32 protein-coding genes and 2 tRNA genes are annotated in these 26168 nt (G+C 49.4%); 7 read left to right on the forward strand and 27 right to left on the reverse strand.

Translation table 11 applies throughout. From position 1 onward, the window contains the following. Positions 1-60 precede the first annotated feature (60 nt). From INP79_RS06155 to INP79_RS06245, 19 genes are all read right to left on the reverse strand, one after another. Entirely contained in the window at positions 61-888 is an 828-nt protein-coding gene (locus INP79_RS06155) for a DNA adenine methylase (protein WP_228519737.1), read from the reverse strand. Positions 889-907: 19 nt separating this feature from the next. Further along, positions 908-1051 carry a Com family DNA-binding transcriptional regulator gene (locus tag INP79_RS06160; RefSeq protein WP_194753358.1) on the reverse strand — a complete coding sequence of 48 codons (144 nt, stop codon included), beginning with the start codon at positions 1049-1051 and terminating at the stop codon, positions 908-910. Between the two features lie 119 nt (positions 1052-1170). Next, positions 1171-1587, reverse strand: a complete 417-nt coding sequence (locus INP79_RS06165) for a hypothetical protein (protein WP_194753359.1) — start codon at positions 1585-1587, stop codon at positions 1171-1173. Between the two features lie 10 nt (positions 1588-1597). Continuing rightward, positions 1598-2656, reverse strand: a complete 1059-nt coding sequence (locus INP79_RS06170; RefSeq protein WP_194753360.1) for a hypothetical protein — start codon at positions 2654-2656, stop codon at positions 1598-1600. A gap of 9 nt (positions 2657-2665) precedes the next feature. Beyond that, positions 2666-3238 (reverse strand): phage tail protein I, encoded by a 573-nt coding sequence (locus INP79_RS06175; RefSeq protein ID WP_194753361.1) that lies wholly within the window; start codon positions 3236-3238, stop codon positions 2666-2668. Further along, complete coding sequence (locus INP79_RS06180; protein ID WP_194753362.1) at positions 3235-4140, reverse strand: baseplate J/gp47 family protein; 906 nt, start codon at positions 4138-4140, stop codon at positions 3235-3237. The genes INP79_RS06175 and INP79_RS06180 overlap by 4 nt, the downstream gene beginning before the upstream one ends. Before the next feature lie 3 nt (positions 4141-4143). Then, positions 4144-4497, reverse strand: coding sequence for a GPW/gp25 family protein (locus tag INP79_RS06185; protein ID WP_228519738.1), 354 nt, complete (start codon positions 4495-4497; stop codon positions 4144-4146). Then, a complete protein-coding gene (locus INP79_RS06190) occupies positions 4494-5093 on the reverse strand; it encodes a phage baseplate assembly protein V (protein ID WP_194753363.1) in 600 nt (199 codons plus the stop codon). The genes INP79_RS06185 and INP79_RS06190 overlap by 4 nt, the downstream gene beginning before the upstream one ends. 52 nt (positions 5094-5145) lie before the next feature. Beyond that, positions 5146-5592: a phage virion morphogenesis protein gene (locus INP79_RS06195; protein ID WP_194753364.1), complete on the reverse strand. Its 447-nt coding sequence runs from the start codon at positions 5590-5592 to the stop codon at positions 5146-5148. Continuing rightward, positions 5589-6047 (reverse strand): phage tail protein, encoded by a 459-nt coding sequence (locus INP79_RS06200; protein WP_194753365.1) that lies wholly within the window; start codon positions 6045-6047, stop codon positions 5589-5591. The genes INP79_RS06195 and INP79_RS06200 overlap by 4 nt, the downstream gene beginning before the upstream one ends. Positions 6048-6055: 8 nt before the next feature. Continuing rightward, positions 6056-6625: a hypothetical protein gene (locus INP79_RS06205; protein WP_194753366.1), complete on the reverse strand. Its 570-nt coding sequence runs from the start codon at positions 6623-6625 to the stop codon at positions 6056-6058. After that, positions 6603-7382 (reverse strand): N-acetylmuramidase family protein, encoded by a 780-nt coding sequence (locus tag INP79_RS06210; RefSeq protein WP_228519739.1) that lies wholly within the window; start codon positions 7380-7382, stop codon positions 6603-6605. The genes INP79_RS06205 and INP79_RS06210 overlap by 23 nt, the downstream gene beginning before the upstream one ends. After that, entirely contained in the window at positions 7375-7761 is a 387-nt protein-coding gene (locus tag INP79_RS06215; protein ID WP_194753368.1) for a phage holin family protein, read from the reverse strand. The genes INP79_RS06210 and INP79_RS06215 overlap by 8 nt, the downstream gene beginning before the upstream one ends. Continuing rightward, complete coding sequence (locus INP79_RS06220; protein WP_194753369.1) at positions 7761-8135, reverse strand: putative holin; 375 nt, start codon at positions 8133-8135, stop codon at positions 7761-7763. The genes INP79_RS06215 and INP79_RS06220 overlap by 1 nt, the downstream gene beginning before the upstream one ends. A 13-nt stretch (positions 8136-8148) precedes the next feature. Then, positions 8149-8349 (reverse strand): tail protein X, encoded by a 201-nt coding sequence (locus tag INP79_RS06225; protein WP_194753370.1) that lies wholly within the window; start codon positions 8347-8349, stop codon positions 8149-8151. Beyond that, complete coding sequence (locus tag INP79_RS06230) at positions 8349-8810, reverse strand: head completion/stabilization protein (RefSeq protein ID WP_194753371.1); 462 nt, start codon at positions 8808-8810, stop codon at positions 8349-8351. Before INP79_RS06230 ends, INP79_RS06225 begins: the two co-directional genes overlap by 1 nt. Positions 8811-8910: 100 nt before the next feature. After that, a complete protein-coding gene (gene gpM / locus INP79_RS06235) occupies positions 8911-9603 on the reverse strand; it encodes a phage terminase small subunit (protein ID WP_194753372.1) in 693 nt (230 codons plus the stop codon). Positions 9604-9661: 58 nt separating this feature from the next. Further along, entirely contained in the window at positions 9662-10684 is a 1023-nt protein-coding gene (locus tag INP79_RS06240) for a phage major capsid protein, P2 family (protein WP_194753373.1), read from the reverse strand. Positions 10685-10730: 46 nt separating this feature from the next. Continuing rightward, complete coding sequence (locus INP79_RS06245) at positions 10731-11606, reverse strand: GPO family capsid scaffolding protein (RefSeq protein ID WP_194753374.1); 876 nt, start codon at positions 11604-11606, stop codon at positions 10731-10733. 127 nt (positions 11607-11733) lie between these two features. Between INP79_RS06245 and INP79_RS06250 the strand changes: the two genes are divergently transcribed. After that, positions 11734-13500: a terminase large subunit domain-containing protein gene (locus INP79_RS06250; RefSeq protein ID WP_228519740.1), complete on the forward strand. Its 1767-nt coding sequence runs from the start codon at positions 11734-11736 to the stop codon at positions 13498-13500. After that, entirely contained in the window at positions 13497-14495 is a 999-nt protein-coding gene (locus INP79_RS06255; RefSeq protein ID WP_194753375.1) for a phage portal protein, read from the forward strand. Before INP79_RS06250 ends, INP79_RS06255 begins: the two co-directional genes overlap by 4 nt. An 881-nt stretch (positions 14496-15376) precedes the next feature. On the opposite strand, the gene INP79_RS06260 is transcribed toward INP79_RS06255, so the two are convergent. Further along, positions 15377-15452: transfer RNA gene (locus tag INP79_RS06260), tRNA-Asn, on the reverse strand. Positions 15453-15673: 221 nt separating this feature from the next. On the opposite strand from INP79_RS06260, the gene INP79_RS06265 reads away from it, so the two are divergent. Then, entirely contained in the window at positions 15674-16213 is a 540-nt protein-coding gene (locus tag INP79_RS06265) for a hypothetical protein (protein ID WP_228519741.1), read from the forward strand. 65 nt (positions 16214-16278) lie between these two features. Here the strand turns inward: INP79_RS06265 and INP79_RS06270 are convergent, their stop codons facing one another. After that, positions 16279-17490, reverse strand: a complete 1212-nt coding sequence (locus INP79_RS06270; RefSeq protein ID WP_194753376.1) for a pyridoxal phosphate-dependent aminotransferase — start codon at positions 17488-17490, stop codon at positions 16279-16281. 139 nt (positions 17491-17629) lie between these two features. After that, positions 17630-18646, reverse strand: coding sequence for a trypsin-like peptidase domain-containing protein (locus INP79_RS06275; RefSeq protein ID WP_194753377.1), 1017 nt, complete (start codon positions 18644-18646; stop codon positions 17630-17632). 158 nt (positions 18647-18804) lie between these two features. Here INP79_RS06275 and uvrB point away from each other — a divergent pair, with 158 nt between their 5' ends. Genes uvrB through INP79_RS06295 form a run of 4 tightly spaced genes read left to right on the forward strand, consistent with a single transcriptional unit; the run spans position 18805 to position 22583 of the window. Then, on the forward strand, positions 18805-20838 hold the full coding sequence (gene uvrB / locus INP79_RS06280) for an excinuclease ABC subunit UvrB (RefSeq protein ID WP_194753378.1): 2034 nt from the start codon (positions 18805-18807) through the stop codon (positions 20836-20838). Continuing rightward, positions 20835-21101, forward strand: a complete 267-nt coding sequence (locus tag INP79_RS06285; protein WP_194753379.1) for a SemiSWEET transporter — start codon at positions 20835-20837, stop codon at positions 21099-21101. The genes uvrB and INP79_RS06285 overlap by 4 nt, the downstream gene beginning before the upstream one ends. A 52-nt stretch (positions 21102-21153) precedes the next feature. Beyond that, entirely contained in the window at positions 21154-22023 is an 870-nt protein-coding gene (gene galU, locus INP79_RS06290) for a UTP--glucose-1-phosphate uridylyltransferase GalU (protein WP_194753380.1), read from the forward strand. 5 nt (positions 22024-22028) lie between these two features. After that, a complete protein-coding gene (locus INP79_RS06295; protein WP_194753381.1) occupies positions 22029-22583 on the forward strand; it encodes a hypoxanthine-guanine phosphoribosyltransferase in 555 nt (184 codons plus the stop codon). A 5-nt stretch (positions 22584-22588) separates the two neighbouring features. On the opposite strand, the gene INP79_RS06300 is transcribed toward INP79_RS06295, so the two are convergent. The 5 genes from INP79_RS06300 to INP79_RS06320 form a co-directional block, all read right to left on the reverse strand. Further along, positions 22589-23173, reverse strand: coding sequence for a hypothetical protein (locus INP79_RS06300; RefSeq protein ID WP_194753382.1), 585 nt, complete (start codon positions 23171-23173; stop codon positions 22589-22591). A gap of 14 nt (positions 23174-23187) precedes the next feature. Continuing rightward, a tRNA-Ser gene (locus INP79_RS06305) sits at positions 23188-23278 on the reverse strand. A gap of 107 nt (positions 23279-23385) precedes the next feature. Further along, positions 23386-24762 (reverse strand): ATP-binding protein, encoded by a 1377-nt coding sequence (locus INP79_RS06310; protein ID WP_194753383.1) that lies wholly within the window; start codon positions 24760-24762, stop codon positions 23386-23388. A gap of 32 nt (positions 24763-24794) precedes the next feature. Beyond that, positions 24795-25562 carry a response regulator gene (locus tag INP79_RS06315; protein ID WP_194741020.1) on the reverse strand — a complete coding sequence of 256 codons (768 nt, stop codon included), beginning with the start codon at positions 25560-25562 and terminating at the stop codon, positions 24795-24797. Between the two features lie 98 nt (positions 25563-25660). Then, positions 25661-26119 (reverse strand): Spy/CpxP family protein refolding chaperone, encoded by a 459-nt coding sequence (locus INP79_RS06320; RefSeq protein WP_194753384.1) that lies wholly within the window; start codon positions 26117-26119, stop codon positions 25661-25663. Between the last annotated feature and the right edge of the window lie 49 nt (positions 26120-26168).

Below are 26168 nucleotides of genomic sequence, written 5' to 3' on the forward strand. Positions count from 1 at the left end.
TTGTGGCACCAGTCCAATAGGGGCGTTGTTATACGCCGTTGTATTTAATAATGAATACAACTATTTCAATATTGATGTCAATGGATAGTTTGATACCAGTAACTCAGTGACTGCCTTTGTTTCTTTGCTGGAGATGCTGTATTTTGTTTTGACCTCCCGGATCTCATAGCCTGCAAATAATGCTCTTATCTCTGGCACGTTGTTGATGCTTACCAGCCATTTGGCTTTTGTTGTTGCCAGCGTGTCTCGCAGGTTCATGAAGTCATCTTTACTAAAAATGCCCTTGCCGTAGTCGTTTTCGCAATCCCAATAGGGCGGGTCAACATAAAAGAACACTTCATCGCCATCGTAGCGTTTAATCAACTGCTCATAGTTGAGGTTTTCAATGGTGACACGTGCCAGCCGTAAGTGTGTCTCGCTGAGTTCCTCTTCCAGCCTGGTGAAATTTAAGCGGGGTTTGGTTGAGTTTGAAACGCCAAAGCTCTGCCCCACAACTTTTGCGCCAAAGGCATTGCGGACCAGGTAGTAGAAGCGGGCAGCGCGCTGGATATCGGTTAAAGTGTCATCAGCCACTCGCTGCAGCCGGTCCCATTCATCACGGGCAATCAGCATCCATTTAAAATAGCGGACAAATTCCTCCAGGTGATTTTGTATCACGCGATAAAGCGTGACCAGGTCACCATTGATATCGTTGATGACCTCGACGTGGCTTGGCTCTTTTCTAAACAATACCCAGGCAGCCCCGGCAAATACTTCGGCATAACATTTGTGTGGTGGAATCAGCGGGATAATGGTGCTGGTGAGCTTTGACTTGCCGCCCACCCAGCCGAGAGGAGATTTTCTAGTGTGTTTACTGAACATATTGAGTGCCTTATTAAAGGCGCTCATGACGCTCGTGGGTGATTAATTATTTTTGCGGTGCATTTTCGACCTGGTTGATTTCCCCGCAGCGGGGACACTTGATACTCAGGCTTATTGCCACACCTTCAGCTAATTTCTTGTTGCAATGAGTACAGCGAATATCGTGTTTTTTTTCCTTTGTGTTGGTCATACGGCCATCCTATAATCGGCCCTGCCGCTAGTGGCGCAGGGTCTTCGGTTGATCCGTAGTACTGTTACGGTGAGACGGGTGATCTGGCGGTTGCCGCCGTCAGGTCACTCGCCCTGTTTTTAAGGGTTAAAACCTCCTAAAATTTCGTGAGGCCTTTCTGCAGATAGTAGTCCTGCTGTAACCAGAGAGTTCAAACCTTCTATTGTTCTTTGATCTGTAAGGTCTACAAAACTAGCTGCGAGCATTTTGTCGTACCAAAGTTTAACCTCTGAGTTACTCATGGTCGCTGAGACAACATTTAATTGTTCAACTTGTGTAAATTTCTCAAGAAATTCTAGCGGGGTATAAACTCCTAAACCATTGGTTGGACTCTGTGGCACAGCAACTGGATGATTATTCTCATCAGGTTCAATAACACTTCCTGATGCTTGAAGGTTGATTAATTCATTGTGATAGTCATCTGATATCTCAACTCCACCATTATCATCATGTTGAAAGAGATAACGACCAAATTCTTGTTGAAAAAGTGCAAACATAAATATTCCCTTAATCTAATATTGCTCGATAGTGAACTACTGCACTTGCAACTGAGCAGTGGCCATTGAATCCAGATCCACTGGGAGTATCAAACCATGCAGAAATTGAAGTTGTTCCGGTTGATAGAGGGGTTAACTGCAGATTTCGTAAGTTACTAGCACCAAGTGGGAAGGTCACGATACTTGGTGCACCAGGTGTAGCAGAGGAAACAAATGTTCCATTAACCTCAATCCGACCACTTGGTAATCTTTGCCAACCATTATTTGCAAGCTGAGCGCCAAATAATTGCGGCATATATTTCAACGCACCGGGGCAGTTCTCAAGTGTCCAACCTATTGAAATTCTTCTAAATGTTAGGAAGTCAATGTTTGCGCTTACAACAGAGCCATTACTATTATCAGGGCGAATAATTACATCGGAACCTGCTGCAGAAATTGTTACCCCAAATCCATTTGGATTAAAGTAACAAAGAGCGCCGTTAGGAATGCCTGAAGCTGGCGGTAGAGTTAAGGTGATACCTGCTGCTGTTGTTGTAAATATATAGCCAACGGCATCCGCTGTTAATGATAAGTTTCCTGATGCAATTACTTGACCTCTTAGGTTTCCAAGCGCTCTTTGAACAAATTCAGTTGTTGCTATTTCAGTATCGGATGCGAACTGAGGTGGTGTTGGGGCTTTGGGTGTTCCCGTAAATATTGGTGAATTCTTCGGAGCCTTAGCATCTAATAAAGACAGAATTGTTGCAGAAAAATTGGGATCATCGCCCAAAGCTGCAGCAAGTTCGTTCAGTGTGTCGAGTGCAGCCGGAGAGGAGTCAACCAGCTCAGAAATTGCATTGCCAATGCGTGAATCAATCGCAGTTAATAGTTGCGTGGTCTCGTTGTCTACAACGGTTACACTTTCTGCAGTGCACACCTCTGACAGCATTAACCGTAACCAGTTTGTACGCGCCGCCAGTTGCTTGCCTGGTAGATTATCCAGGCCGTCTTCGCCGCCTTCGACCACATCATCAGTTTCAAATCTGTAAACCTCTGTAGACCAGTTATTACTTTCTGTCACGCCAGCCATAGTTTTTCCTTAGCTAATAGTTGTGTTGACTACGCCCCGGGTATAGGTACCGTTGCGTTTAAATTTTCCGTTGTGTCGGAGTGATGCCTGGCTAAAATCAATGGCGGTTAACCAGATAGCCTTGCGCTTTACGCTCTCTAAAGTGCGCTTCATCAAATAGGCCTGGTCAATGGTGACCGGCCGCTTGAGTGTCACCCTGAAATATGGCCAGCCAGCCAGCCCCATGCGTTTATGCATGCCGTTGCGTTTGATACTGCCATCGTGTCTGTTGGCATGCAGGCGTTCAATAATCTCAGCATCCGGTTGCCCAAGCGCTGCCAGTGCTGCCAGTACGCCTCCCGGGGTGCCTTTGTGGCGGTGAATTTCACGCGCAGCTTTAATGGCGCTGCGCTTGCGGCCTTCTGACCAAGTGTTGTCCCATTCGTCTACGCTCAATGCCCAAGCCAGGTATGGCAACAGGTTTACTGGGCATGTATCCGCGTTCCAGATACTTAACAGGGTAGGGGTGTTGCTAAAGTCGTAAGCGACATTAGCCAGCGCCTTTTCAAGCGGTGTGCTTGAGTTTGGCAGCTGGTTACTCATGCCTCTACCCCTGCAACACTCACGGTGATGCCTGTGCAAAATGGGGCTTGCGTGTCATCGCAATAGATATTTGCCGCTGGCTCAAGGATGCTGATGCGTTTAATGGTGCTGGCGTATGACACACCCTTGATGGCGCTTTCATCGATATCGCCGCCAATGCGGTGCATGGAGTTAGCAAATAAGGCCAACTTACTTTCAGCATTGTTGATCGCCAGCTCGGCTGCGGCACCCGGATATAACACCAGCTCGACGTTCAGCTGGTAAGGCACAATGGTGGCCGAGTGGACATTCACCTCATCACAAAGCGGCCGGATCATTTTGTCATTGAGCGCTTCTGCAACCGTGTCAATGAGTTCTGCGCTTGCTGACCCGTCACCGGTGCGCGAAATGATGTATACATCTACTTGGCCAGCTGCCACGGTGCTCGATGGTTTGGCATCTTTCACCTGACCACTGGCACTGAGTGCGTGATAAATATAGGCGCCATCTGGACCCGCAGTGCTGTAACCCTCTGGTTGCAGGCTCAGGCGGTAACGATATTCGTCGTTTGTCTCATAAATATCCTCCGTGGGCGGGATTGCGTCAGGATCACCAGCCGTGACCAGTAGGCGCTGCTCACCGTTGTAGTAGGTAATGCCGATATGGTCCAGATTGTTACCTGTAGCCGTTGCCAGCAATAATTCGCGCACCTCCTGGTTGTAGCGGTTGCGCAGTAGCATTTCCTGATAGGCGCCGTCTTGCAGGATTTTTACCGATGGCTCACTCTCCAGCTCGATCACGGCCGCAAGCTCTGGATAGTCAGCAATGAAGCGCGCTTTTTTCTCAGCCAGGATGGCTTCAAAGTCTACCGTCTCAATAATTGAGGGGGTGGGCAACAAATTAAAATCGACAGCGTTTGCCATAGGTTAGACCTTGAGTGATAGCGGCAGGTTATAGAGCACCTTGCCAGATTGATCGACACGCATGCTGTCAATTTCAATGATTGACTCGCCGCTTAAATCAAAGGCGTGATTGACCTGTGTGATCACGATACGTGGCTCCCATCGTGTAAGGGCCAGCACAGCGCCAGCCATCATACGCAGGCGGGTGACTTCATTGTTTGGGTGGTCAACCAGGTCAGGGATGATTGAGCCATAACTCCGGCGCTTGGTGCGGGTGCCAATGCGGGTGCCAATGATATCGCCGCAGGACTGATGGATATGCTCTGCATCAGTGATGCGCTTACCAGTGAGGCGGTTCATGCCGGTGTAGGTGGTCATAATGGACCTCCGGTGCCTGGGTGCGCGTGGGTGTGTAGCACAATGCCGTTACTGGAGAGTACGCCACCTGCGTGGATCAGGTTGCCGGTGATGGTGATGCTGTAGTCAGACAGTCCTGCATAACCGGTCATGCCGTTTTTATATGTGAGCATGCCTTCAACCTCAACAGCACCAGTGTTTTTCACCAGAGGGGTATCGAAGGTGATTTTTTCGCTAGCCTGAACTAGCAAGGTTTTAATGCCGCTAATCACCATGGCGCCTGTGGCGTGGTTGTACATCATGGCTGCGCCATCAGGATATTGGCGCATATGCACATTAGGGTTTGCGCTTGGTGCGTCAAACTCATCGCAGTACATGCTGGGCATGACAATGCCGTTTTCAATCACGCCGCTGGGTGACAGGATCATGACTTGCTCGCCAACACTTGGAGGATCCCACTCTTTTGTTGTCCCAGCGCGCCCAGCACGCCAGCGTAACCAATTTGTGAGCAGGTTGCCGGTTTTGACACGCACACGCCTGGCCGCATAGTCGATTTGTTCAATCGACCCGAAGCGGATCAGGTTTTCTACCATGCGGGAGAGTTCGGCAACATTCATGCGCCTGAGTATAGTCAAAAGCTTTTTAGCTTTGTTTTTGGCTGGTTGTATTTCAACTATCGGCGATATGCTTGATGACAATATCGCGGATCATTTCTATGTTGTCGGCATTAAAGCCCAATGTTTTACGTTCTGGATATTTTGCCGTGAGGTCGCGGTCTCTAAACACTTTGTCGCGCAGGCCGTAATAGTGAACCTTCATGATTTTTTGCACCTGGTCTTTAAAGGCGACGGTCGCTTTATCGGGGGTGGCCTCAGTTTTTAACCACTTGGCCAGCCGCACCTTGCTGAACATGGTGCGACGGATACGGCCCTGTTTCGCGCGTAGTTTGCGTGGCTCAAAACGGGTGCCATCCGGGTTGAGCTGTGCCGATATCTGCTTTTGGTTGGCAGCGCGCAGCTGCTTGGCAACTTCACGCGCCAGTTTACGGCGCTGTGATGATTCCAGGCTTTGAATGATGGCAGAGAATTGTGCCTCTAATTTGCTGAAGTCGTTCACGGGGTGACTAGTTCATTATTTGCCCGCAGCTCCCATGGGCTTGGCCCTGTGAGGTCTGACAACTCAGGCTCTGGCACGTGTTCCATATCGAAATTGTCGCCGTTTTTGACTATTTTAACGGCCTCTGAGAGTGGCATTTTTATACTGATGTCATAGGTTTTATTGTTAATGGGCTCGCACTCAAAAATAATGCGGTTCTCTGATTTATCAGGGTTCTGCATGAGGTCCGGCTGGTTGGTGGCAACCCAACGCAACAGCGGCAATACAATCGTGTCCGGGTGGCCCTCATAATCAATGACCAGAATATTCAGCTCGTAGCGGTATTCAAAACTCAGGCTGCTCAGCCGGGCAACAATGTTGCCATTTTCAATAAACACCTTGAGCTTGTCTGGGTGTTTTTTAAACTGTGCAACATTCTCTGTCAGTTGCTCGCGTAGAGAGGTAGCTTTATCCATAGTGGCCTTTACCAGCGGTATTCGGCACCCACGCCGATAAAGTAGTCTTGTTGGCCGGAGCCGGTGATTGGTTGATCAATAGAAGCGATGGCACCGACATGCAAATTTTTTATTTGCAGCATATCCTGCCGCAGCTGCAGCCGGGCGACCTGCTGACCATTTTTTAACCCAGCATACAGGCCTATGCCGCCGCGTGTATCCGTGGCAATCCATGGAAGTGGCTCAGTGGTGACGTAGGTGGTACTTTCACCCGTATCGGCATCAATCACCGTGGTGACGGTTTTGGGGTGATCGTCTTTTGAATCGATGCGGGTGCCTGCTATGACCTGTTTACTGTCATCTTTGACCACCGTGGCAGGCAGTTTTAACTGTTGCTTGGTGGTAGCCCCGCCAGAATACACTTTGACCGGGCTGGTTAATGCCAGGTCAATCAATGGCGTATTGATCAGCACCGGTGCCGGGGTGGCCTCAACGGTTTCGCCCTCACTTTGCGGGACAGGGTGACGGCCAAAAACCAGCCAGACCACAGCCGCTATGCACAGCAATACAATGATCTCAAGCGAGATTCTCTTTAGCATTTGCATATTCATAGGCCAGCTTTTGATCATAGAAGTTTTCTTTATAGGCGGGGCCGTTGTAGATTTTGGCGAACTCTGCCCATTTTTTTGATTTAAGGGCAGCATGTAGCTTGGTGTCAGCCTCTATAAAGCGGATAAAGGCATTTAGCTGCTTACCTTCACACACTTTCATGGACTCTACAAACTCAAAAACAGACTCGAACCCTGCCTGTCCCCAGTTAAAGCCCATGATCTGATAGGCGCCCCATGAACAGGACTCCATGGCGCAGCTAACATCAATCTGGCTGGCTAAGCCTAAACGCGTGTATTCACTGGCGCCGCCAATATAACCACCCCTAGCTTTATTGATGATGGCTGGATAGCTTTTCATCAGGGAGACAGCATCCTTGCCAATGCGGTCAAGCTGCTTATACATGATGTGACGCTCATACAGAATCTTGGGGCGTCCATCTTTTAAAAAGCCGGTGCCGGTGCTCTCAACCTTATGCACGGCAATGATGCTGGCGGCATCGACTTTAAGTTGTGCGGCCGCATTGTTGATGTCGTCCATGTTGAGCAGCTTGATGATCTCTTTTTTGTCTCCCTTGATAGCGATCATCGTTTTGGGGCCAGCAATACCATCTGCAATCAGGTTGTGCTGCTTTTGTACTTTGATAACCGCCTGATAGGTCTTTTCATCAAAATGGCCAGTCATGGGCACGCCTAGCAGTTTTTGCAGGCCGCTGACCTCGTAGCCGATGGATCCGTTTTTAAGCATGTTTACCCCCATCGTCTGTTTTGCGTCTTTGTGGAATATTCATGGCAGGGATTTTTTTAACTGGCTTGGTGAATCGCGCATATTTTTCGCGGTACCAATGCACAAACCTGAGAGCCTGGTATCGAGTAATAAACAGGTCTACCACATTGCCTCGGCTATTGATGAGTGCAGCAGCCAGCAGCGTTTTAAAAATCAGGCTGCTAACTGGGTAGTCACCCCCTGAAAACAGTACGGTGACGATATCGTAACCAGCGGCAATAATGAGGAGATATGCCAGCGCTGACATGACCGGCTTATAACTGGCGCCTGGTGGCTTTTGATAACAGACTGTGCGCAGCAATATGACCAGGCTGACAACAATATGCAAAAAGTTAAGCATCAGGCGTCTCCTTTGATGAGTGGCAGTACTTTTGCCCAGTTGATGCGTGCAAGGTACAAGAGCACGTGTACAACGATGGCGCTACAAAATAAAGCACCTATGGCTGGGCTGATGACTACCTCATTGAGTTTTATTAAATCAAGGGCTTTGGATAGCAGCTGAGAAAATCCATGTGCGCCCCATAACCCGCAAAACAGTGACACCAGCATCAAAAACAGTTTATATAAGATTTTGGTTTCCTGGCTGGACATGACAAAAACCACAGAGCCACAAAGCGCACCTAATAGAATGGCCTCGTTAATCCCCGGAAAGAACACAGACAGTGCTGCGATGCTGATCACTGAGGCTGTGGTTAGTGTGGTTGGCTCTGTCATTTTTTTCCCCTTTTTAATCCCAAAGTTGCGTGAGTGAGGTTTGAGTCTCCACGACTGTCTCTGGCAGTTCTACGATGGTTCCCATTGGTAACTCAGGGCCTAAAAAAGCAATGTGTGGATTGCTGACCAGCACCTGTTCTACGATGGCTGTTGTTTTTAAATGGCGCCAGCAAATCAGGTCTACGCTGTCGCCTTGTTGTGAGCGGACCTGCATCAAATCAACTCCACATTGCTGTGCGGGCTATTCAACAGATCTGAAATCGCCCAGTAAGCATTGCGGCGTAAATCTTCAATGTTTGGGGTTAACTGGTCGGCGGTCTCACGGCCGGCCGTAGTGGTGTCAAAGTCCCTGTATGTTTCAATCACCTCAGCTTTAACCAGGCAACCAACGGCACGCAGGTAGTGATGCACGTAGGTGTTGCTTCCATCAATTTTTGGTGCATCAATATCGGCAAGCTTTTCTACACCCGCTACAATCTGTTCTGCCTTTAATACAGCCAGTTGACGGTTAACATTAATCACTTGATTAACGATGCAATGACGCAGGCGCAGCGTGGTGATGGTGCCGTCGATGCGGTTTGCCTCGCGAAACGGAGCCAGCTCAATGTTGGGGAAAAAGCCATCGTTTTCGATGGTTTCTTCTGGTGTATCAACGGTGGGGGAGGTGACCATCATGGTGTTGATTCCTTAGCAGAGGTGGGCGGGCTTTGTGCTGTGGAGACCGTTCCTGCACTCCACCCGCGCCTCTGGTGCGGGGTACGCTCGGTTATAGCAGCTATTCGCTGCTTGAATTCTTAATCTCACGCTCAAGATTCTCGATGTCTTTTTTAACACCGGACTTTTCAAACAACTCAAACGCTCGTTTTAATTGATCCAGGGCCATCTTCTTAATGGCAATGTCTTCACTGACACGCAAAGCATAGCCCCAAGCTTTATGCAGTTTGGCTCTAACCGGGTCGAATAGATCGGCATCTTTAGTGATTTCAATCGTGCGCTTGAGAATCTCTGTCGACATCTCATTCCCGGCGTTAAATAGCTTGATTTGTGCCTCGGCGATATCCTCTGCCACGATGTTGGCCAGGTCACGCTGGTAGTTATCTGTCATGGCGAGTTTATGCTTGATGCAATACTCAGCAATGCGCAGGGCCAGCTCAAAGTCACTGACATCAATTGCCCAGACAAGCATGGTGACCAGGACATCGTCTTGTGCGCCAGCATCGCTGGTGATCACGCCCTCTACCCATGGCAGATACTTGGGCAGCAGCTCAAGTTTTTTGTCGGCCTTGAGTTCGAGGCCTTTGATTTTTTTGAGGTCGCGCTGATCTTGTGCGAGCTCTAGCAGCTTTAATTCATATTGGCTGGCAGCCTGGATATCTTCACCGGCTGACTGGCTATTTTTTTCTGCCAGCACGCGCTCACGGTGGCGGGCAGCTGGTGATAGCATGCGCGTTTTTTTATCTTCTGACATGGCGGGGTCTCCAATAATTAAAAAAGGGCAGGGAACCCCTGCCCATTCAATTGGTTGATTAATCAACCAGCTCGATATTCTCGGCGAAGGCTGTCAGGCCGTAGTCTTCAACCACGTAAGCGTCATTGCTTGACTCGTAGTTTTCGACGCGGTCACGCTTGGCGTTGTCAACAATCGTCCGGCGGCGCTTACCATTTTGGTAGTAGCGGGACAGGTTGTCCAAACGAGTGACCAGGATGCCGTTTTCAGGGAAGTAAGGCACACGGACGGCAGGTAAAGCGCCAACGGTGACCTGGCTGGTCAGGATTTTAGTTGCCAGCTGCTCAGTCGGCGCCTGAGACACGTTGATGATGCCGAACATTTTGTCGGAGATCAGCTTGCGGCCAACAACACATACCAGCTCTGTATCTTCGCGGTACCAGGGTTCCATTAAGTTGTTCACCATGTCATGTACCAAGGCGTCAATGTTTTTGTAACCATTAGCAGCGGCAACACTTGAACCAATTTCGATGGTGCCTGATGCTGCTGCCACCTCTTCCATGTAACGCTCAGGTGCAAATTGGCGAATTTTTTCCAGCCAGCCAATATTCACATCCTGCAACATTGGGTTTGCCCCTTTATTGCTGGTGGCTGCACGGCTGGTACCGTTAAAGCCGATCATGATGGCATCAAGCGCAGCACGGGTAAGCAACATATTGCGGATGCGAGTTTGGAAGTCTTCAAACTTGGCCCACATATCCAGTTTTGAATAACTGAGGTATGTATCAAAGTTTGTTTGCGTGCACAGATAACCCTCAGCATCCAATGCAGTTGGATCTGTCACAGCGCGGTCTGTTGTGGCGGTGTTAGTAGTTCCTGAGACGGGTGCACCGATACCAAGGCCAATTTTTTCGCCCTGTTGTTCATCGACACCTACGTTATTGATCATGCCAAGGAACTCGACGCTCTCTTGCATGCGGTTTTCCATACGCTGCTGCACGGATGGCGTGGCCGTGAACTTCTCAGATACATCTGTGACGCCATTGAGATTGGCAACCTCATCACGGTAGGCGTTGAATAATTTTCGTGTTTCGTTTTGCATTTTTAATCCTCTTAACGTGGTTACCGGTCTCTTGTTTAATGGTTACCTAGCAGTCTGTTTTTTCGTGAGTTGTGCCACCGCCTGCGGCCTGTGAGCGCTGGGCACCTTCTGGCTGTTTTTCCAGTTTTGACTTCAAGTCGTTGAAGTCTTTGGTGATCGTGTTGACACTGGTTTGCAGGGTGTTAACAGCTTCAGCTTGTTTGTTCATCAGGTCACCGAAAGTCTTTGCCATCCCTGTGGTCAACTCTTGAGTGAATTTTTGAGGATCAAAGGGCTCTGTATGAGCTGGCTTTGTTTCTGGTTTTGGCTCTGGTGCTTGCTCATTTTTTTTGAACATTGCAGCCAGCCCGGTGAGCAGCTCTTGTGCGAAGTTTGGTGTTTGTGCTGGATTGGATGGCGCTGGCGCATCGCTATATTGCAATGGTTGAGACTCAACCGCTGCCACAATCATGGTTGCAGGATCGTTTTTACGATTAGCAAAAGGATTTTCTTTTGCAGTGCTTGCGAATTTCAAAACTTCAGTGCCCAAAGATGCTGGGCTGTCTGTCATTGCAAGGCCAGATAAATAGAACTTGCCTGTTTTGGCAAAGTTAGGCCAGATCTCGGCACTAAAGAAAATCTTCTGATTTTGCTTTTGTGTCATCTCGATCATGGTGTCATCACACAGAAGCTGAGCCTCTAGCGTTTTTTTCTTTTGCCCAAAGACATCTTTTTCGCCAACACGTACGGCTTTTACGCTCCCATACATTTTGAAAGCTGAATCTGGATATGTTGAACGGAAGTGTTCTAAGTTGATGCGCGCGGTGTAAGTGTCAGGATTGTAAGTGGCAGCTGCCTCTTCAATCATTTGGGCTGTGACTTCACGCCCGTCTGTAGTATCGCCCTCTGTAATGATCGAAATGAACTGGCTGACTTTTGACATATTTGTCCCTTTGCTAATTGGGTTGCTTATCTACTTGCGGCTAGTCTGTAGAGTTGGCTTTTATTGTTCAATCTGGTGCGGTTGTATCGGTTATTGAATACAACTGGCGTAAATGCAGAGTGGTTTTATGCGCGGGTACATTGCCTGCATGACACAAATCACCGAACTTGACCCACGCAGACACGCCAAGTTTTTATACTGGGGCGGCCATAGCATTGCCAAAATCAGTGAGCAGCTCGATGTTGCAAGGCCAACCGTTGACAGCTGGAAACGCCGAGATAAGTGGGACGATACTGATCCGCATGAGCGGATTATTCTGACGACTGAGGCGCGCTATAACCTCTTAATCATGAAGGCTGAAAAGACCGGCTCTGACTATAAAGAGATCGACCTGCTAGGTCGGCAAATGGAGCGCCAGGCAAGGATCACAAAATATAGCGATGGCGGCAATGAAGCTGACCTTAACCCGAATGTTAAAAACAGAAATAAGGGCGATCGCAAAAAGTCGCCTCGCAATGAGTTCACCGAAGAGCAGGCCGATAAAATACATAGAGCTTTGCTGGAGAACCTGTTCGGGTATCAAAAGCTTTGGTATGACGCAGGGCTTGAACATCGCATCAGAGATATCCTCAAAAGCCGCCAGATTGGTGCGACGTGGTACTTTGCCAGAGAGGCGCTCGACGATGCCTTGCAAACTGGCCGCAATCAGATTTTTCTATCGGCCAGTAAGGCGCAGGCACATGTGTTTAAGGAGTACATCAAGGCGTTTGCACTGGAAGCGGCTGACCTTGAGTTAACCGGGGACCCTATTGTGTTGCCGAATGGTGCCACGCTGTACTTTTTGGGCACCAATGTCCGGACGGCGCAAAGCTATCACGGCAATATCTACATGGATGAGATTTTCTGGATCGGTAAGTTTGCCGAGTTTAGAAAAGTGGCCTCTGGTATGGCGATGCATAAGCATTGGCGCCAGACTTATTTCTCAACCCCTTCTAGTATTCAGCATGAGGCGTACCCATTCTGGACGGGTGAACTGTCTGCAGGCAAGAATGAGGATCTGATTCTTGACGCAAATGACCCACGCCTGAATGGTGGCATGCTTTGCCCGGATGGTCAGTGGCGCCAGATCGTTACCGTGATGGATGCCGTGCGCAGTGGGTGTGATTTATTTGACATTGAGCAGCTGCGCCGCGAATACAGCGCTGATGAGTTTAACAACTTGCTCATGTGCATGTTTATTGATGACTTGCTGAGCGTGTTCCCTATGTCTGAAATGCAGTTGTGCATGGTGGATAGTTGGGAGGTTTGGGAAGACTACAAGCCATTTGCGTCGCGCCCATTGGGTAACCGCCCTGTGTGGATTGGCTACGACCCAAGTAACGGGGGAGATAGTCAGGCGCTGGCCGTCATCGCGCCACCTTTGGTGCCTGGTGGTAAGTTCCGAGTCATTGAAAAACATAAATTCAACGTGTCTGATGACTATGAGAAACAGGCCGAATTTATTAAGCAAATCACGCAGCGCTATAACGTGGAAAAAATCACCATTGATGCCACCGGGATTGGATCCGCAGTGCACCAGTTGGTAGTTAAGTTTTTCCCAGCTGCGCAGGGTCTTAACTATAACCAGGAGCTTAAGGCGCTGATGGTGCTGAAAGCAAAACAGGTTGTCAGCAAGCGCCGCCTGGAGTTTGATGCAGGCGACAAAGATATCGTCAGCGCTTTTATCTCGATTAAAAAGACGCTCACCGAGAGCGGCCGTTCAATGACTTACAAGTCTGATCGCAGCAAGAAAACAAGCCATGCGGATATCGCCTGGGCAATTATCAATGCCATTTATAACGAGCCGCTGACAGCTAATGCGGACAAACAATCCATTGTGGAGATTTATTCATGAGTAAGAAAATTCAAGCAAACGATGAAGTCTTGGCGTTTACCTTTGGCGATGATATTGAGGCGATCAGCAAGCGCGACATTTTTGACTATATCCAGTGCAATAAAAACGATAAATGGTATGAGCCACCGGTGGACTTTAATGGCGTGGCAAACATGAGATTATCTGCCGTGCATCACGACAGTGCGCTAACGGTTAAGTGCAACATTCTCAGCGGGACCTTTGTGCCGACAAAGTATATGGATTCAATGATGTTTCAAAAGCTAGCATTGAATTTTTTAGTCTTTGGTAATACCTACTATGCAAGTCAAAAGTCAGTCCTTGGCAACAAAATTAAAGGCGATATCCTGCCTGCAAAATACACTCGGGTAGGGCTGGAGCCTGAGCAGTTTTTCTACGTGCCTATGTACAACGAATACACGGAGTATAAGGGCAACGTGTTTCACCTGATGGCACCTGATATCAACCAGGAGATTTACGGCTTGCCGCAATATCTGTCAGCGATTAATTCGATCATGCTCAATGAAAGCGCCACGCTGTTTCGCCGCCGCTATTATAAGAACGGTAGCCACGCTGGATATATCCTGTACATGACTGACGCTGCTCAGGAAAAGGGTGACATCGATGCTATTCGTAAGGCACTCAAAGACGCCAAGGGACCAGGTAATTTCCGCAACCTGTTTGTGTATGCACCCGGGGGGGAAGAGAAGGGCATTCAAATCATCCCAGTGGCTGAGGCTGCGGCTAAGGATGAGTTCACTGGCATAAAAAATATCAGCCGTGATGACATGCTGGCCATTCACCGGGTACCGCCTCAGTTGATGGGGATTATTCCAAACAATACAGGCGGCTTTGGTGACGCTGAGAAAGCTGCAAAGGTTTGCTATATCAATGAACTCAAGCCTATTCAAACGGCAATGCTATCCATCAATGATTGGATGGGCGATGAGGTGATCAAATTCAGGGAGTATGAACTGGCCGTGACAACGCCAGCCTGATCATCTCGCTAAAGTTTCCACAACGCTCAACACACCGCCCTCGGGCGGTTTTTTTTCGCCCATCGACCATGCAAAGCCATGGCTGCTTAAAAAATAGGCAACTAGCCCCCGGCGCGCGCGCTCGTGACCCCGCCACGCCCAAGGGCTTTATGTGCCTAGAACCATGCATATGCATGGTCTGGTCGGAGTGAGGCCTGCTGTGTGTTTGCATTGATGTTTGTTTATGTCGTTGCCAATTCAAAATCATGCACATATGTCATGCAGTGCCGTTTTTATTCCTAGATGGCCTGAAATGTGTCCGCAATCAGATTTGCTCATCGGAAAGAGGTAACTTTAGTAATGAAACTATTAAACGGCCTTGTAACCCGCCTGGAATATAGATTCTTTAATTACCTTTTAAAGGTAATTTTTAGTAATAAAAAAGGTAATCTTTTATAACTATATGATTCTATTAGCTTTTATTTTTGATTAAATTACACTTTTAAAAGGTAATCTAGTTACCTAAAAATTACCATTTAATTACCTTTAATATTTTGTATATAACATATTGATATATATTGATTATTTGTACTTTTAAAAACACACATTACCAATATTACCTTTTTCCGATGGCCTGATTTTTTAAAGGTTTGTTTTTTTAGTTGGCACTTTGTTAGTGTTGTTGGCCAGAGTTTTTGAATGATGATCTTGCAGCGGTATCTGCTATATAATCGATGACGCATTCACCTGAATGCACAGGTCGTACATCCCTGTAAAAAAGGCCATCTTCGGATGGCCTTTTTCTTGATCGAATTTTGTTGATTTAACAATAATTGCGAAGCGCTTCGCAATTCTGCATAAAAGCAAAAAGGCCTTGCATCGCTGCAAGGCCTTATTCTATTTGGCTCCTCAACCTGGGCTCGAACCAGGGACCTACGGATTAACAGTCCGGCGCTCTACCGACTGAGCTATTGAGGAATCGGTACGTCGTTTGAAGGCGCTATATTACTGAGACCACGCCCCTTGGTCAACCACTTTTTGCGAAATATTTTATATTTTTTGTAGTTGACAAATCGACAGCTAGAAATGGCTTGCACGCGCACTGTTTTAAGCAAATTTTTGTAATATTCCCAGCCTCTAACCTTGACATCGGCGGGTTTGTCAGGGTGCTGACTTATAATGTGCGTCAGGAGAATACTATGCGAACCATGGTTGGAAAAATTGCGAGTGTGGATGGCGTGGCAGAAGTGATTGATGCCCGCGGTCAGCATCATCGTCTGGCAGCAGGCGACTGGTTGCGTGAGGGCGATCGTTTGGTCACCAGCCACGGTGCTGCTGTGACGGTTGAAACGACTGTGGGTGGCCTAGTGCAGGTAAGTGAGTCGCAGACCATCACCTTGAACACGCAGTTGAGTGCTGACTTTATGGCCGATAGCAGTGACGATGCGGTGAACCCGTGGTTATTGCAGCAGGTGCTGTCTGCGATTCAGTCTAAAGACGATGTGCTGGATTTGTCTGCTTTGCTGGGGGCGATGCCAGCGGGCGATGGTTTTAGCGCATTTGCGGCTGAGGTGCCGGTTGCTTTGCATATTGAGGATTTGATTCAGGACCATTCTGCGTCCGCTGGTGGGCATGCAGGATTGGTGGCAAGTGATGTGGCTGGTTTGATGGCGAACACCGGGTTGCCGAGTGAAGTGGCATTGCAGCAAAGCTTGCTAAAAGACTTTATTAAGGATTGATCTGTCGCACCAATAAAAAAAGCGCCCCAGGGCGCTTTTTTTATTGTAAGTCATTGGCTTGTTACTTACTTTAATGCTTTTTCAATACGATCCAATGCTTCACGCAGGTTTTCCATGCTGGTGGCAAATGAGATGCGGAAATAGCCTTCAGCGCCGAAAGCGGAACCTGGCACGACGGCCACATTGTGTTCTTCCAGCAGGTATTCCGCTAATGCCATGTCTGTGGCTGCGTTGATTTTGCCGGCCTGGTGCAGGCTGGCGATGGCCTGGCGTGCATCCGGGAAGGCATAGAACGCACCGCCGGCCATTAAACAGCTCAGGCCTGGCATGGCGTTAAAGCGGTCTACCACATATTTATGGCGCTCACGGAAGGCAGCCACCATTGGCTTGATACAGTCTTGTGAGCCACTCAGTGCTGCTTCGGCAGCATATTGTGAAATTGAAGCCGGGTTGCTGGTGGACTGGCTTTGCAGGATTTCCATGGCTTTAATAATGTAAGCCGGGCCTGCAGCATAACCAATACGCCAGCCGGTCATGGAGTAGGCTTTTGAAACGCCGTTCAACACGATGCAACGGTCTTTGAGACCTGGCGCTGCGTTGAGGATGTTATGGAATTTGTCGCCCGTCAGGTTGACGTGCTCATACATATCATCGGTGGCAACCAGCACATGCGGGTGTTTCAATAATACTTCGCCCAGCGCTTTTAACTCGTCCAATGTATAAACAGCACCGGTTGGGTTGGAAGGGGAGTTGAACATCACCAACTTGGTTTTAGCGTTAATGGCTGCTTCGAGTTGTGCTGGCAGCAGTTTAAAACCTTGCTCAATGCCACATTCGAGAATCACCGGTTTGGCTTCGGCGACCATGGCGATATCGGCATAGCTCACCCAGTAAGGCGCTGGCACAATCACTTCATCGCCAGCATTCAATACCGCCAGGCACAGGTTGAAAATAGTTTGCTTACCGCCCACGCCGACGATCACTTCGTTCAAGGCATAGTCAAAACCGTTTTCATTTTTGAACTTGTTAACAATGGCTTTTTTCAGCGCAGGAATGCCGCTGACAGGCGTGTATTTGGTGTAACCGGCATCAATCGCTGCCTTGGCTGCATCTTTAATATGTTGTGGCGTATCAAAGTCTGGCTCACCAGCAGCCAGGGCAATAATCGGGCGACCTTCGGATTTGTATTTCGCAGCTTTGGCGGTAATGGCCAAAGTTGGGGATTCTTTAATGGATAACACGCGTGCAGACAGCACGTTGGCGGCAGCTTGGCTCAAGATTGCTTCCTTGTTGGTCGACTATGCTCAAACAGGCCGCTAAGTGCGACCTGCAAAAAATTGAAAAACGCAATATTTTACGCAAAAAAACACCGCTGTGGAAGCTGGCGCACGCTGTTTTGTCAAAATAATCAAGCCGTTATTTCTGGCAATGTTGTTCGCAGCTGAGATAGGCCTGGTAGACGGAAACCAACAAGGGGTCGATTTGCTGCAGTTGTGCCTCGATCTGATGCACGGTTTGCTGGTCACCGAGTTGCTGGGCGACCTCACCACGTTTGAACCAGGCTTCGACAAATTGTTTGTCCAGGCTGACTGCCTGGTCAAAGGCGCTGGCCGCCGAGGTGAGTTGTTTTAAGGATAATTGTGCCAGACCCAGGCTAAACCAGGCATCTGCGCTGGTGGGTTCTTGCTGCGTCCATAAGGTGCTCACTTTTTGCAAGGACGCCCAGTCTTGCCGCGACTCAGGCACTGCGGCACGCATATAAAAAGGTTGTTTGTCTTCATCTTCTTCCCACAGGGCTTTGCCATGCACAGGGAACTCGGTGCTAGCGGGCATTTTTTCCAGCGTTTCCAGCCACTCAACCGGCAGTGCAAAGTGGATGCTGCCGCCATTGCCCGCAGTTTTGAAGGTGTTGATGCCGACCAGCCTGCCTTCCATGTCAAACAGGCCGCTGCCGCTGGCGCCCATGAGGAATTTGGCGCTGCTGCGTATCATATTGCCCGGTTGTGTGGGGTATAGGCCCTGAATTTCACCGACGGAGGTGATGGGTGCCGGGACGCCATTGGAATGGCCGATGGCGGTGATTTCCTGTCCGCGCGTGAGGGTTAGGCTGTTGCCGCGCTGCACGGGTTTAAAGGGCATGTTGTGGGTGGTGACCAGGCAGAGGTCGTGCCAGGCGTCGGCGCGCACGTCGGTAATCGGGTAACTGTCTTCGCCGCGCGAAATCCACGGCTGTTTGGTGGCACGCAATACATGGCAGTTGGTCACCACTTGATTGTCTGCCACCACCACCCCGGAACCATAAGCCATGCCGCCATCCAGATTGTAGCCACGGATCATGACGACACCAAAATAGGCTTCCATCAGGGCCTGTTGGTTATAGGCGTTGGCAACGGATGTGCCGAGTAATATGCATGCTAAAAACAAGTGTTTCACGTGATCCCCCAGGTGCCCGTTTTGATGTTTTTAAAATGACTGATTCTTGCGATAAAAGTTCGGGCCGCAAGCATCTCCGAAAATTGTAAATCCTGCGCCTGTGACCACAAAAACAGTTAAAATATGATTTATACCATTCTTGTCTCCAGATTGTTCTTGTGATCGTCACTTTTCCTGGCAGTAAATACGAATTGCACCAGCCGTTTCCCCCTGCTGGCGATCAGCCACAGGCGATTGAAAAGCTCACGCAAGGCATTGAAGAGGGGCTGCAATTTCAAACTTTGCTCGGCGTGACGGGGTCAGGCAAAACCTACACCATGGCTAACGTGATTGCACGCACGGGTAAACCGGCGATTGTCATGGCCCCCAACAAGACACTGGCGGCACAGCTCTATAGTGAATTCAGGGAGTTTTTCCCCAATAATGCGGTGGAGTATTTCGTCAGTTATTACGATTACTACCAGCCCGAAGCCTATGTGCCTTCGCGCGACCTGTTTATTGAAAAAGACTCCAGCATTAATGACCACATCGAGCAGATGCGCTTGTCTGCGACCAAAGCCATCCTGGAGCGTGAAGATACGGTGATCGTGGCGACAGTGTCGGCGATTTACGGTATTGGTGACCCGGGTGAGTATCATGGCATGGTGCTGCATATCCACCAGGGTAAAAAGGTCGCGCAAAAAGACATCGTGACGCAGCTGATTAACATGCAGTATGACCGCAACGATTTCGACTTTAGTCGTGGTTGTTTCAGGGTGCGTGGCGATATTATTGATGTGTTCCCGTCAGAAAACAGTGAAACAGCGGTGCGCATCAGCCTGTTTGATGATGAAATTGAAAGCATCCAGTTGTTTGACCCGCTCACCGGCCAGGTGTTTAACAAAATCCATAACTTCCGTATTTTCCCTTCCAGCCATTATGTGACGGCGCGTGAAGCCACGGTGCGGGCGATGGATACGATTAAAGAAGAGCTGCGCCAGCGCGTGAGCTTTTTCTTAAGCGAAAATAAACTGGTAGAAGCGCAGCGTATTGAACAGCGCACACGCTTTGACCTGGAAATGCTCAATGAAATCGGCTTCTGTAAAGGCATTGAGAACTACAGCCGTCATTTAACGGGCCGTCCTCCAGGCAATCCACCGCCCACATTAATTGATTATCTGCCTGCAGATGCGTTGATGATTATTGATGAAAGCCACGTCACCGTGCCGCAAGTGGGTGGCATGTATTTAGGCGACCGCTCGCGTAAATCCAACCTGGTCGATTATGGTTGGCGGCTGCCTTCGGCCATGGATAACCGTCCGCTCAAGTTTGAAGAGTTTGAGCATATTATGCGCCAGTGCGTGTTTGTGTCAGCAACGCCTGCAGATTATGAAAAAAATCACCAGCAGCAAGTGGTAGAGATGATCGCGCGTCCGACTGGCCTGGTTGACCCTGAGATCACGGTGAAACCAGCTGATACGCAAGTGGATGATTTGCTGGGCGAAATTAAATTGCGTGTAGAGGTGGGCGAACGCGTGCTGGCGACCACACTCACCAAGCGCATGGCCGAAGATTTGACCGATTACTTAAGCGAGCATGGCGTCAAAGTGCGCTATCTGCATAGTGATATTGATACCGTAGAGCGTGTGGAAATTATCCGCGATTTGCGTTTGGGCGAGTTTGATGTGCTGGTGGGCATTAACCTGTTGCGCGAGGGCCTGGATATTCCAGAAGTGTCGCTGGTGGCTGTGCTGGATGCAGACAAAGAAGGCTTCTTGCGTTCTGAACGGTCATTGATCCAAACCGCAGGCCGCGCAGCGCGCAACCTCAACGGCAAAGTGATTTTTTACGGTAACAAAATTACCCGCAGCATGAAACTGGCGATGGATGAAGCCGATCGCAGACGCAAGATCCAACTGGCATTTAATGCCGAACACGGAATCACGCCTAAAGGCGTGACCAAACGCATCAAGGATATTATTGATGGCGTTTATGATAAAGACGAAGCCCAGCGTGAGCGCAAAGCCGCGCAGGAGCAGGCCAGCTACGAAAACATGAGCGAAAAAGCCTTGACCAAAGAGCTCAAGCGGATTGAAAAAGCCATGCATGATGCAGCCAAGAACCTGGAGTTTGAAAAGGCGGCGCAATACCGTGACCAGCTGAAAAAACTCAAGTTGCAGGCATTCGGTGCCGAAGTAGAAGATTTGAAATGACCACCTTCCATCTCTGTATTGGCTCGATTGCTGCCGTGTGCACTACGCTAGCATTTGTGCCACAGGTCGTGCAATCCTGGCGTACCAGAGACTTAAGTGGTATTTCACTGCCTATGTATACGATTTTTACCGTCGGCGTGTTGCTTTGGCTGATTTACGGCATCCTCATCCAGGATTGGCCGGTCATTATTGCTAATGCGATCACGGCGATGTTGGCCAGTGTGGTTCTGTTGTTAAAATTGAAATCATGCTTGGCGCGCTGAATCAGATTTTTTATTAATGATGTTTATAACTATTTTATTTTAGGATACGACCATGAAAAAAATTACAAAAGCAGTGTTCCCGGTAGCGGGGCTAGGCACCCGTTTCTTGCCGGCGACCAAAGCCAGCCCGAAAGAGATGCTGCCGGTGGTGGATAAACCACTGATTCAGTATGCGGCTGAAGAGGCGATTGCCGCGGGTGCAACGGAACTGATTTTTATCACTGGCCGCAACAAGCGTTCGATTGCCGACCATTTTGACAAAGCCTACGAACTGGAAGCTGAGCTCGAAGCTGCAGGCAAGCAAAAACTGCTGGATATCGTGCACAGCATCCTGCCAAAAGGCGTGAGCTGCGTATTTATCCGTCAATCACAAGCGTTGGGCCTGGGCCATGCGGTGTTGTGTGCCAAGCCGGTGGTGGGTAATGAGCCATTTGCCGTATTGCTGGCCGATGACTTACTGGTCGGCGATGTGTCTATCACCAAGCAAATGGTGGATGTGTATAACGAGCAGCAGTGCTCGGTATTGGGTATTGAAACCGTGGCGCCGGAAGAAACCAGCAGCTATGGCGTGGTGGATGCTGTGGCTAAAACTGACGACTTGCTTGAAGTGAAAGGCATGGTAGAAAAACCAAAGCCAGAAGAAGCGCCTTCTAACCTGGCAGTAGTTGGCCGTTATGTGTTGAGCCCACGTATTTTTGATTGCCTGGAGCATGTGAAGCCAGGCAAAGGCGGCGAAATTCAGCTGACCGATGGTATTTCTGCCTTGATGGAGTTCGAAAAAGTCATGGCTTATCGCTACAAAGGCAAGCGTTATGACTGCGGTAGCAAACTGGGCTTTATGCAGGCCAACGTTGAGTTGGGCTTAAAGCATCCTGAAATTGCTGATAGCTTTAAAAGCTATTTGAAATCACTGGCAATCTAAGCCATATGCTTGAAGCACAGGCGCAGCCGCCAGAGTTCTGGATCGCCCATTCCGACGTCGTGTTTACGGCGGCTGAGGTCAGCCTTGCCATTGATCGCATGGCTGAGCAGTTGTGTGATCAATTATCTGGCCAGCCGGTGATCTTGCTGTGTGTGATGCGTGGCGGTTTGTATCTGGCAGGCCAGTTAATGAGTCGCTTGCCATTACCCGCCCGGCTGGATTACCTGCAAGCCAATCGCTACCACGGCACTACCGGGCAGGAAATCATCTGGAGCAAGCAGCCAGAACTGGAGCTGGTCGGGCAAACCGTAGTGGTGCTAGATGATATTCTGGATGAAGGCATTACGCTGGCTGCGGTTGTGGCGTACTGCCAGCAGGCGGGCGCCAGCCGCGTGCTGACTGCAGTCCTCACAGAAAAAGACAACGGCCTGCAAAAACCACTGCAGGCCGATATTGTCGGTTTAACCGTGCCTAACCGCTATGTGTTTGGTTGCGGCATGGATGTGTATGGCTGGTGGCGAAATCTGCCAGAAATCCGCGCCTTGCAGACCACTGATTGAATACATCATTCCTCATTTTGCGGGCAGCTAATCGTATGCTGCACCATTCTCCCATCCACTAATTCTGTGGTTTCCTCACCTAATCGACACTTGTTCTCGGCATCCATATGCCAGACGTTTTTATAAATTTCAGTATAACTACTGGTATTCCATGCCCAGATAGATTCATGGCCTTGGCCTGCAACCGCACTCACTTCTTTTAGTTTGCTATAGCCATTTAATTTTTTGTCCATGATCTCTAACTTGCTGGTTGCAGGCGTCTCCCATATCAGTTTCGCCGTCGTTTTGTTCACTTTAAATAGCCACATGGGGCAGTCATGCGCACTACATAAACAGGCGTGCGCAGGTTTTACCAAATACGTCTTTGTGGATTTGCTTAAGCTTACTAACTGTGCTTCATACAACTCATCATCTTTGATTTCTTGGCAGGCACTCGTGTTCGCAACGTGCTGCTTGGTGAGTTGCGCAGTCATTGAGGAAGGAATTTTCGCAGGATGCTTAACGCGTTCTGCAAAACTGAATTCTTCAGCACTTTGTGCACAGATGGTGATGAGTAACAGGGCTAATAGAGAGGCGATAGATAATTTCATAGGTTTAGACTTGTTGGCGGAGAAGGAGGGATTCGAACCCTCGATACGCTTTCACGTATGCCTGATTTCGAGTCAGGTACATTCAACCAGCTCTGCCACTTCTCCGGGATGTTTTGCCACCTTTTGATTTGTGCAAAGGGTGGCGGGGCAAATAGTCTACACTGTGGCGCGCGTGCTGTTCAACAAAAATCTAATACCTTCTATTTGGCCAATTATTGCAGTGGCAAGGTGATCTTTATCACCAGGCCAGAAGCGGGTAGTGGTTTGTTACTGATAGACAGTTTGCCACCATGCTTTTCAACAATCATGCGCGCAATGGCGAGGCCGAGACCGGTCCCGCCTGTTTGGCGTGAGCGTGAGTCTTCCAGTCTGCGGAAGGGTTCTAAGACGTTATTCAGTTCTTGTGCCGGGATACCGGGGCCGTCATCGGAGATCACAAAAATAACCTGGTTGCCATCGGTGTGGAGCGCCAGCGCAGGCATCTGCGCATAGGTAATCGCATTGTTGAGCAGATTGGTCAGGCAACGTGTAAGCAGGTGTGCTGAGCCGAGAATGGTAATGGATTGTGCGGGCAGGCTGCTGGCAATGGCGTGGCCTGCATCTTCAAAGTCATCACAGACCGCGGTGGCCAGCGCGGTCAGGTCTACCTTGCTTTTATGGATGTTTCCCCCGCACAGGCGGGCGAAATCCAGGCCTTCGCGTACCATTTCCTGGGTGGCGGTGAGGTCTTTGATTAAGCCTTGTTTGAGCTCCTGGTCTTTGACTTTTTCCAGGCGCAAACGCAAGCGTGTGAGCGGGGTTTGCAGGTCGTGTGCAATGGCACCGAGGATAAAGCCGCGCTCCTGAATATGCTTGAGGATGCTGCGTTGCATTTCGTTAAACGCTTTGGCGGCATGGCGCACTTCGGTGGAGCCTTCATTTTCCGCTAAAGGCGCGTGTTCAATATTGTGTGCCAGTTGCAAGGCGGCGTTTGCCAGTTTGCGCAATGGCTGGGTAGCCACAGAAGCCACGGCCCAGATAATACTGATCAAGCCAAAGAAGGCCAGCACAATGGTGAGCGGATTGCGTTCGTGCGGTGGCCCGGCCGGAGGGCGATGACCGCCGTAGTGCAGTTCGATCAGCACCGGTGTGTTATCTTCGAGGTGTGTGTACACCGCCAGGCATTGGCCATGCGGATGTGGTGGTGGGGCGCCAAATCCGGGCGGTGGTGGAGGACGGCGCGGTGCACAATGGCTGGCCTTGGACAGGCTGATAAAGTCTGCCACTTCAGGCACCAGCAAGTTGTTGAGGTTGGCTAATTCTGCAGGCAACAGTGGCGCATTTTGCGGCGGCTCTACGCCCAGCGTGACATGGCTGCCCATGCGTTTAAACACGTCCTGAATCTCGGAGCGTTTTTCGGGCACGGTCGCTTCGAGGATGCGGATCATGCTTTCAATACGGTCGAAGGCGAACTGGTCACGCAGGCGCGTTTCATTCTCGCGCGAGTCGCGTTGGCCCAGCATGCTCACGACGGTAGCAGTTAATAGAATACCAATGACGGTGATCAGGAAGATACGGACCGACATGGTACCCAACAATTTTTTTATCATCACTGTAGTGCTCTTTATGGTCAGGTGCGCTTTTATTTAAGATAACGGACGTCTGCGGTGAGCAGATAGCCTTCATTACGTAGCGTTTTGATCATGGACGGACTTTTAGTATCCACTTCAAGTTTCTGTCTTAATCTACTGATTTGTAAGTCTATTGATCTATCAAACGGGCCAGCTTCGCGGCCGTGCATTTCTTCCATCAATTGATCGCGGCTCAAGGTACGGTTAGCGTGCAGCAGCATGAACCGCAGGAACTTGAACTCGGCATTGGAGAGTGGAATGCTGGTATTGCTTTGGTCAATCAAGGTGCGGTTATGGATATCCAGCTTCCATTCATTAAACTCAATAAAACGCAAAATGCCGCTATCGGCAGACTCTTCATGATGGGCTTTGCCAGGATTTTCTGCATGCATACGCGCGCGACGGATCACACTGCGGATACGCGATAACAGCTCCAGTGGTTCAAATGGTTTCGCCACATAATCGTCGGCACCGGTTTCCAGGCCCATAATGGTATCCAGCGAGCTGGTACGCGCTGTCAGCATGATAATCGGTAGCAAGCGGTACTTGGGTGACTCACGCAACTCACGGCACAGTTCAATGCCGCTACGTTGCGGCATGTTGATGTCCAGAATAATCACGTCTGGCAGTTGTCGCTCCAACGCTTGCCACATTTGGGCGTGATTGGCCGCCTGATGGGTGATGAGCTGATTATCTTGCAGAAAATCACACAGCAGATCACGAATCGCATCATCGTCATCTACTACCAGTACATGTGTGTCGGGATGGCCGTCAGTCATAAACAAAGTCTCGGGCTTACAAGAGTGAATATTTGAGCACAAAAACCGGCCATTGTGGCCGGTTTCCAGCATTAAACCAGGATGGTTTTACGCACGTACTATTTTTCATGGCGGGGGCCACCATGGTGTGGACCGTCATGCTGCGGAAACGCATTTTCATCAAAGGCTTTCTTCTGCGCATCATTCAATTGCGCATAAAACGCACGTACTGCTTTTGCACGTTCAGCCTGGCGCGTATCACGTTCTTTGTCCCAGGCTTCCATTTTATCCAGGCGTTGCAGCGTATTGAGTTTGTTTAACTCAGCCACATCCGGATGCTCAGCTTTGTCTTGTGGCTTGATTTGTGCCTGGTAGTTTTTCCAGGCGTTTTCCTGGGAACTGGTCAGTTGCAAAATAGTGTGCAATCTTTCCTGATGTTTTTCAAAATGCTCCAGGCGGTGTTCTTGCCAGTTGGCTTTGTCAAATTTACCCTTGTCGCAACCATGGCCGGGTTCGGCAAAGGCGGTGCCGCACACCAAAACCAGAAGCCCTGCGAATGCCAGTTTATTCAGTTTCATGATGTATCCTTTAATCATCATTGCGAAATTGCAATGTTGACATTAAAAC

The sequence above is a fragment of the Methylophilus sp. QUAN genome (genome assembly GCF_015354445.1).
In the GTDB taxonomy this organism is placed as follows: Bacteria; Pseudomonadota; Gammaproteobacteria; order Burkholderiales; family Methylophilaceae; genus Methylophilus.

What these genes read in the sequence shown, in the direction of transcription:
- INP79_RS06155 (WP_228519737.1), bottom strand. Translation starts at nt 888, where the DNA reads ATGAGCGCCTTTAATAAGGCACTCAATATGTTCAGTAAACACACTAGA.
- INP79_RS06160 (WP_194753358.1), bottom strand. Translation starts at nt 1,051, where the DNA reads ATGACCAACACAAAGGAAAAAAAACACGATATTCGCTGTACTCATTGC.
- INP79_RS06165 (WP_194753359.1), bottom strand. Translation starts at nt 1,587, where the DNA reads ATGTTTGCACTTTTTCAACAAGAATTTGGTCGTTATCTCTTTCAACAT.
- INP79_RS06170 (WP_194753360.1), bottom strand. Translation starts at nt 2,656, where the DNA reads ATGGCTGGCGTGACAGAAAGTAATAACTGGTCTACAGAGGTTTACAGA.
- INP79_RS06175 (WP_194753361.1), bottom strand. Translation starts at nt 3,238, where the DNA reads ATGAGTAACCAGCTGCCAAACTCAAGCACACCGCTTGAAAAGGCGCTG.
- INP79_RS06180 (WP_194753362.1), bottom strand. Translation starts at nt 4,140, where the DNA reads ATGGCAAACGCTGTCGATTTTAATTTGTTGCCCACCCCCTCAATTATT.
- INP79_RS06185 (WP_228519738.1), bottom strand. Translation starts at nt 4,497, where the DNA reads ATGACCACCTACACCGGCATGAACCGCCTCACTGGTAAGCGCATCACT.
- INP79_RS06190 (WP_194753363.1), bottom strand. Translation starts at nt 5,093, where the DNA reads ATGAATGTTGCCGAACTCTCCCGCATGGTAGAAAACCTGATCCGCTTC.
- INP79_RS06200 (WP_194753365.1), bottom strand. Translation starts at nt 6,047, where the DNA reads ATGGATAAAGCTACCTCTCTACGCGAGCAACTGACAGAGAATGTTGCA.
- INP79_RS06205 (WP_194753366.1), bottom strand. Translation starts at nt 6,625, where the DNA reads ATGCTAAAGAGAATCTCGCTTGAGATCATTGTATTGCTGTGCATAGCG.
- INP79_RS06210 (WP_228519739.1), bottom strand. Translation starts at nt 7,382, where the DNA reads ATGCTTAAAAACGGATCCATCGGCTACGAGGTCAGCGGCCTGCAAAAA.
- INP79_RS06215 (WP_194753368.1), bottom strand. Translation starts at nt 7,761, where the DNA reads ATGCTTAACTTTTTGCATATTGTTGTCAGCCTGGTCATATTGCTGCGC.
- INP79_RS06220 (WP_194753369.1), bottom strand. Translation starts at nt 8,135, where the DNA reads ATGACAGAGCCAACCACACTAACCACAGCCTCAGTGATCAGCATCGCA.
- INP79_RS06225 (WP_194753370.1), bottom strand. Translation starts at nt 8,349, where the DNA reads ATGCAGGTCCGCTCACAACAAGGCGACAGCGTAGACCTGATTTGCTGG.
- INP79_RS06230 (WP_194753371.1), bottom strand. Translation starts at nt 8,810, where the DNA reads ATGATGGTCACCTCCCCCACCGTTGATACACCAGAAGAAACCATCGAA.
- gpM (WP_194753372.1), bottom strand. Translation starts at nt 9,603, where the DNA reads ATGTCAGAAGATAAAAAAACGCGCATGCTATCACCAGCTGCCCGCCAC.
- INP79_RS06240 (WP_194753373.1), bottom strand. Translation starts at nt 10,684, where the DNA reads ATGCAAAACGAAACACGAAAATTATTCAACGCCTACCGTGATGAGGTT.
- INP79_RS06245 (WP_194753374.1), bottom strand. Translation starts at nt 11,606, where the DNA reads ATGTCAAAAGTCAGCCAGTTCATTTCGATCATTACAGAGGGCGATACT.
- INP79_RS06250 (WP_228519740.1), top strand. Translation starts at nt 11,734, where the DNA reads ATGCGCGGGTACATTGCCTGCATGACACAAATCACCGAACTTGACCCA.
- INP79_RS06255 (WP_194753375.1), top strand. Translation starts at nt 13,497, where the DNA reads ATGAGTAAGAAAATTCAAGCAAACGATGAAGTCTTGGCGTTTACCTTT.
- INP79_RS06265 (WP_228519741.1), top strand. Translation starts at nt 15,674, where the DNA reads ATGCGAACCATGGTTGGAAAAATTGCGAGTGTGGATGGCGTGGCAGAA.
- INP79_RS06285 (WP_194753379.1), top strand. Translation starts at nt 20,835, where the DNA reads ATGACCACCTTCCATCTCTGTATTGGCTCGATTGCTGCCGTGTGCACT.
- galU (WP_194753380.1), top strand. Translation starts at nt 21,154, where the DNA reads ATGAAAAAAATTACAAAAGCAGTGTTCCCGGTAGCGGGGCTAGGCACC.
- INP79_RS06295 (WP_194753381.1), top strand. Translation starts at nt 22,029, where the DNA reads ATGCTTGAAGCACAGGCGCAGCCGCCAGAGTTCTGGATCGCCCATTCC.
- INP79_RS06300 (WP_194753382.1), bottom strand. Translation starts at nt 23,173, where the DNA reads ATGAAATTATCTATCGCCTCTCTATTAGCCCTGTTACTCATCACCATC.
- INP79_RS06310 (WP_194753383.1), bottom strand. Translation starts at nt 24,762, where the DNA reads ATGATAAAAAAATTGTTGGGTACCATGTCGGTCCGTATCTTCCTGATC.
- INP79_RS06315 (WP_194741020.1), bottom strand. Translation starts at nt 25,562, where the DNA reads ATGACTGACGGCCATCCCGACACACATGTACTGGTAGTAGATGACGAT.
- INP79_RS06320 (WP_194753384.1), bottom strand. Translation starts at nt 26,119, where the DNA reads ATGAAACTGAATAAACTGGCATTCGCAGGGCTTCTGGTTTTGGTGTGC.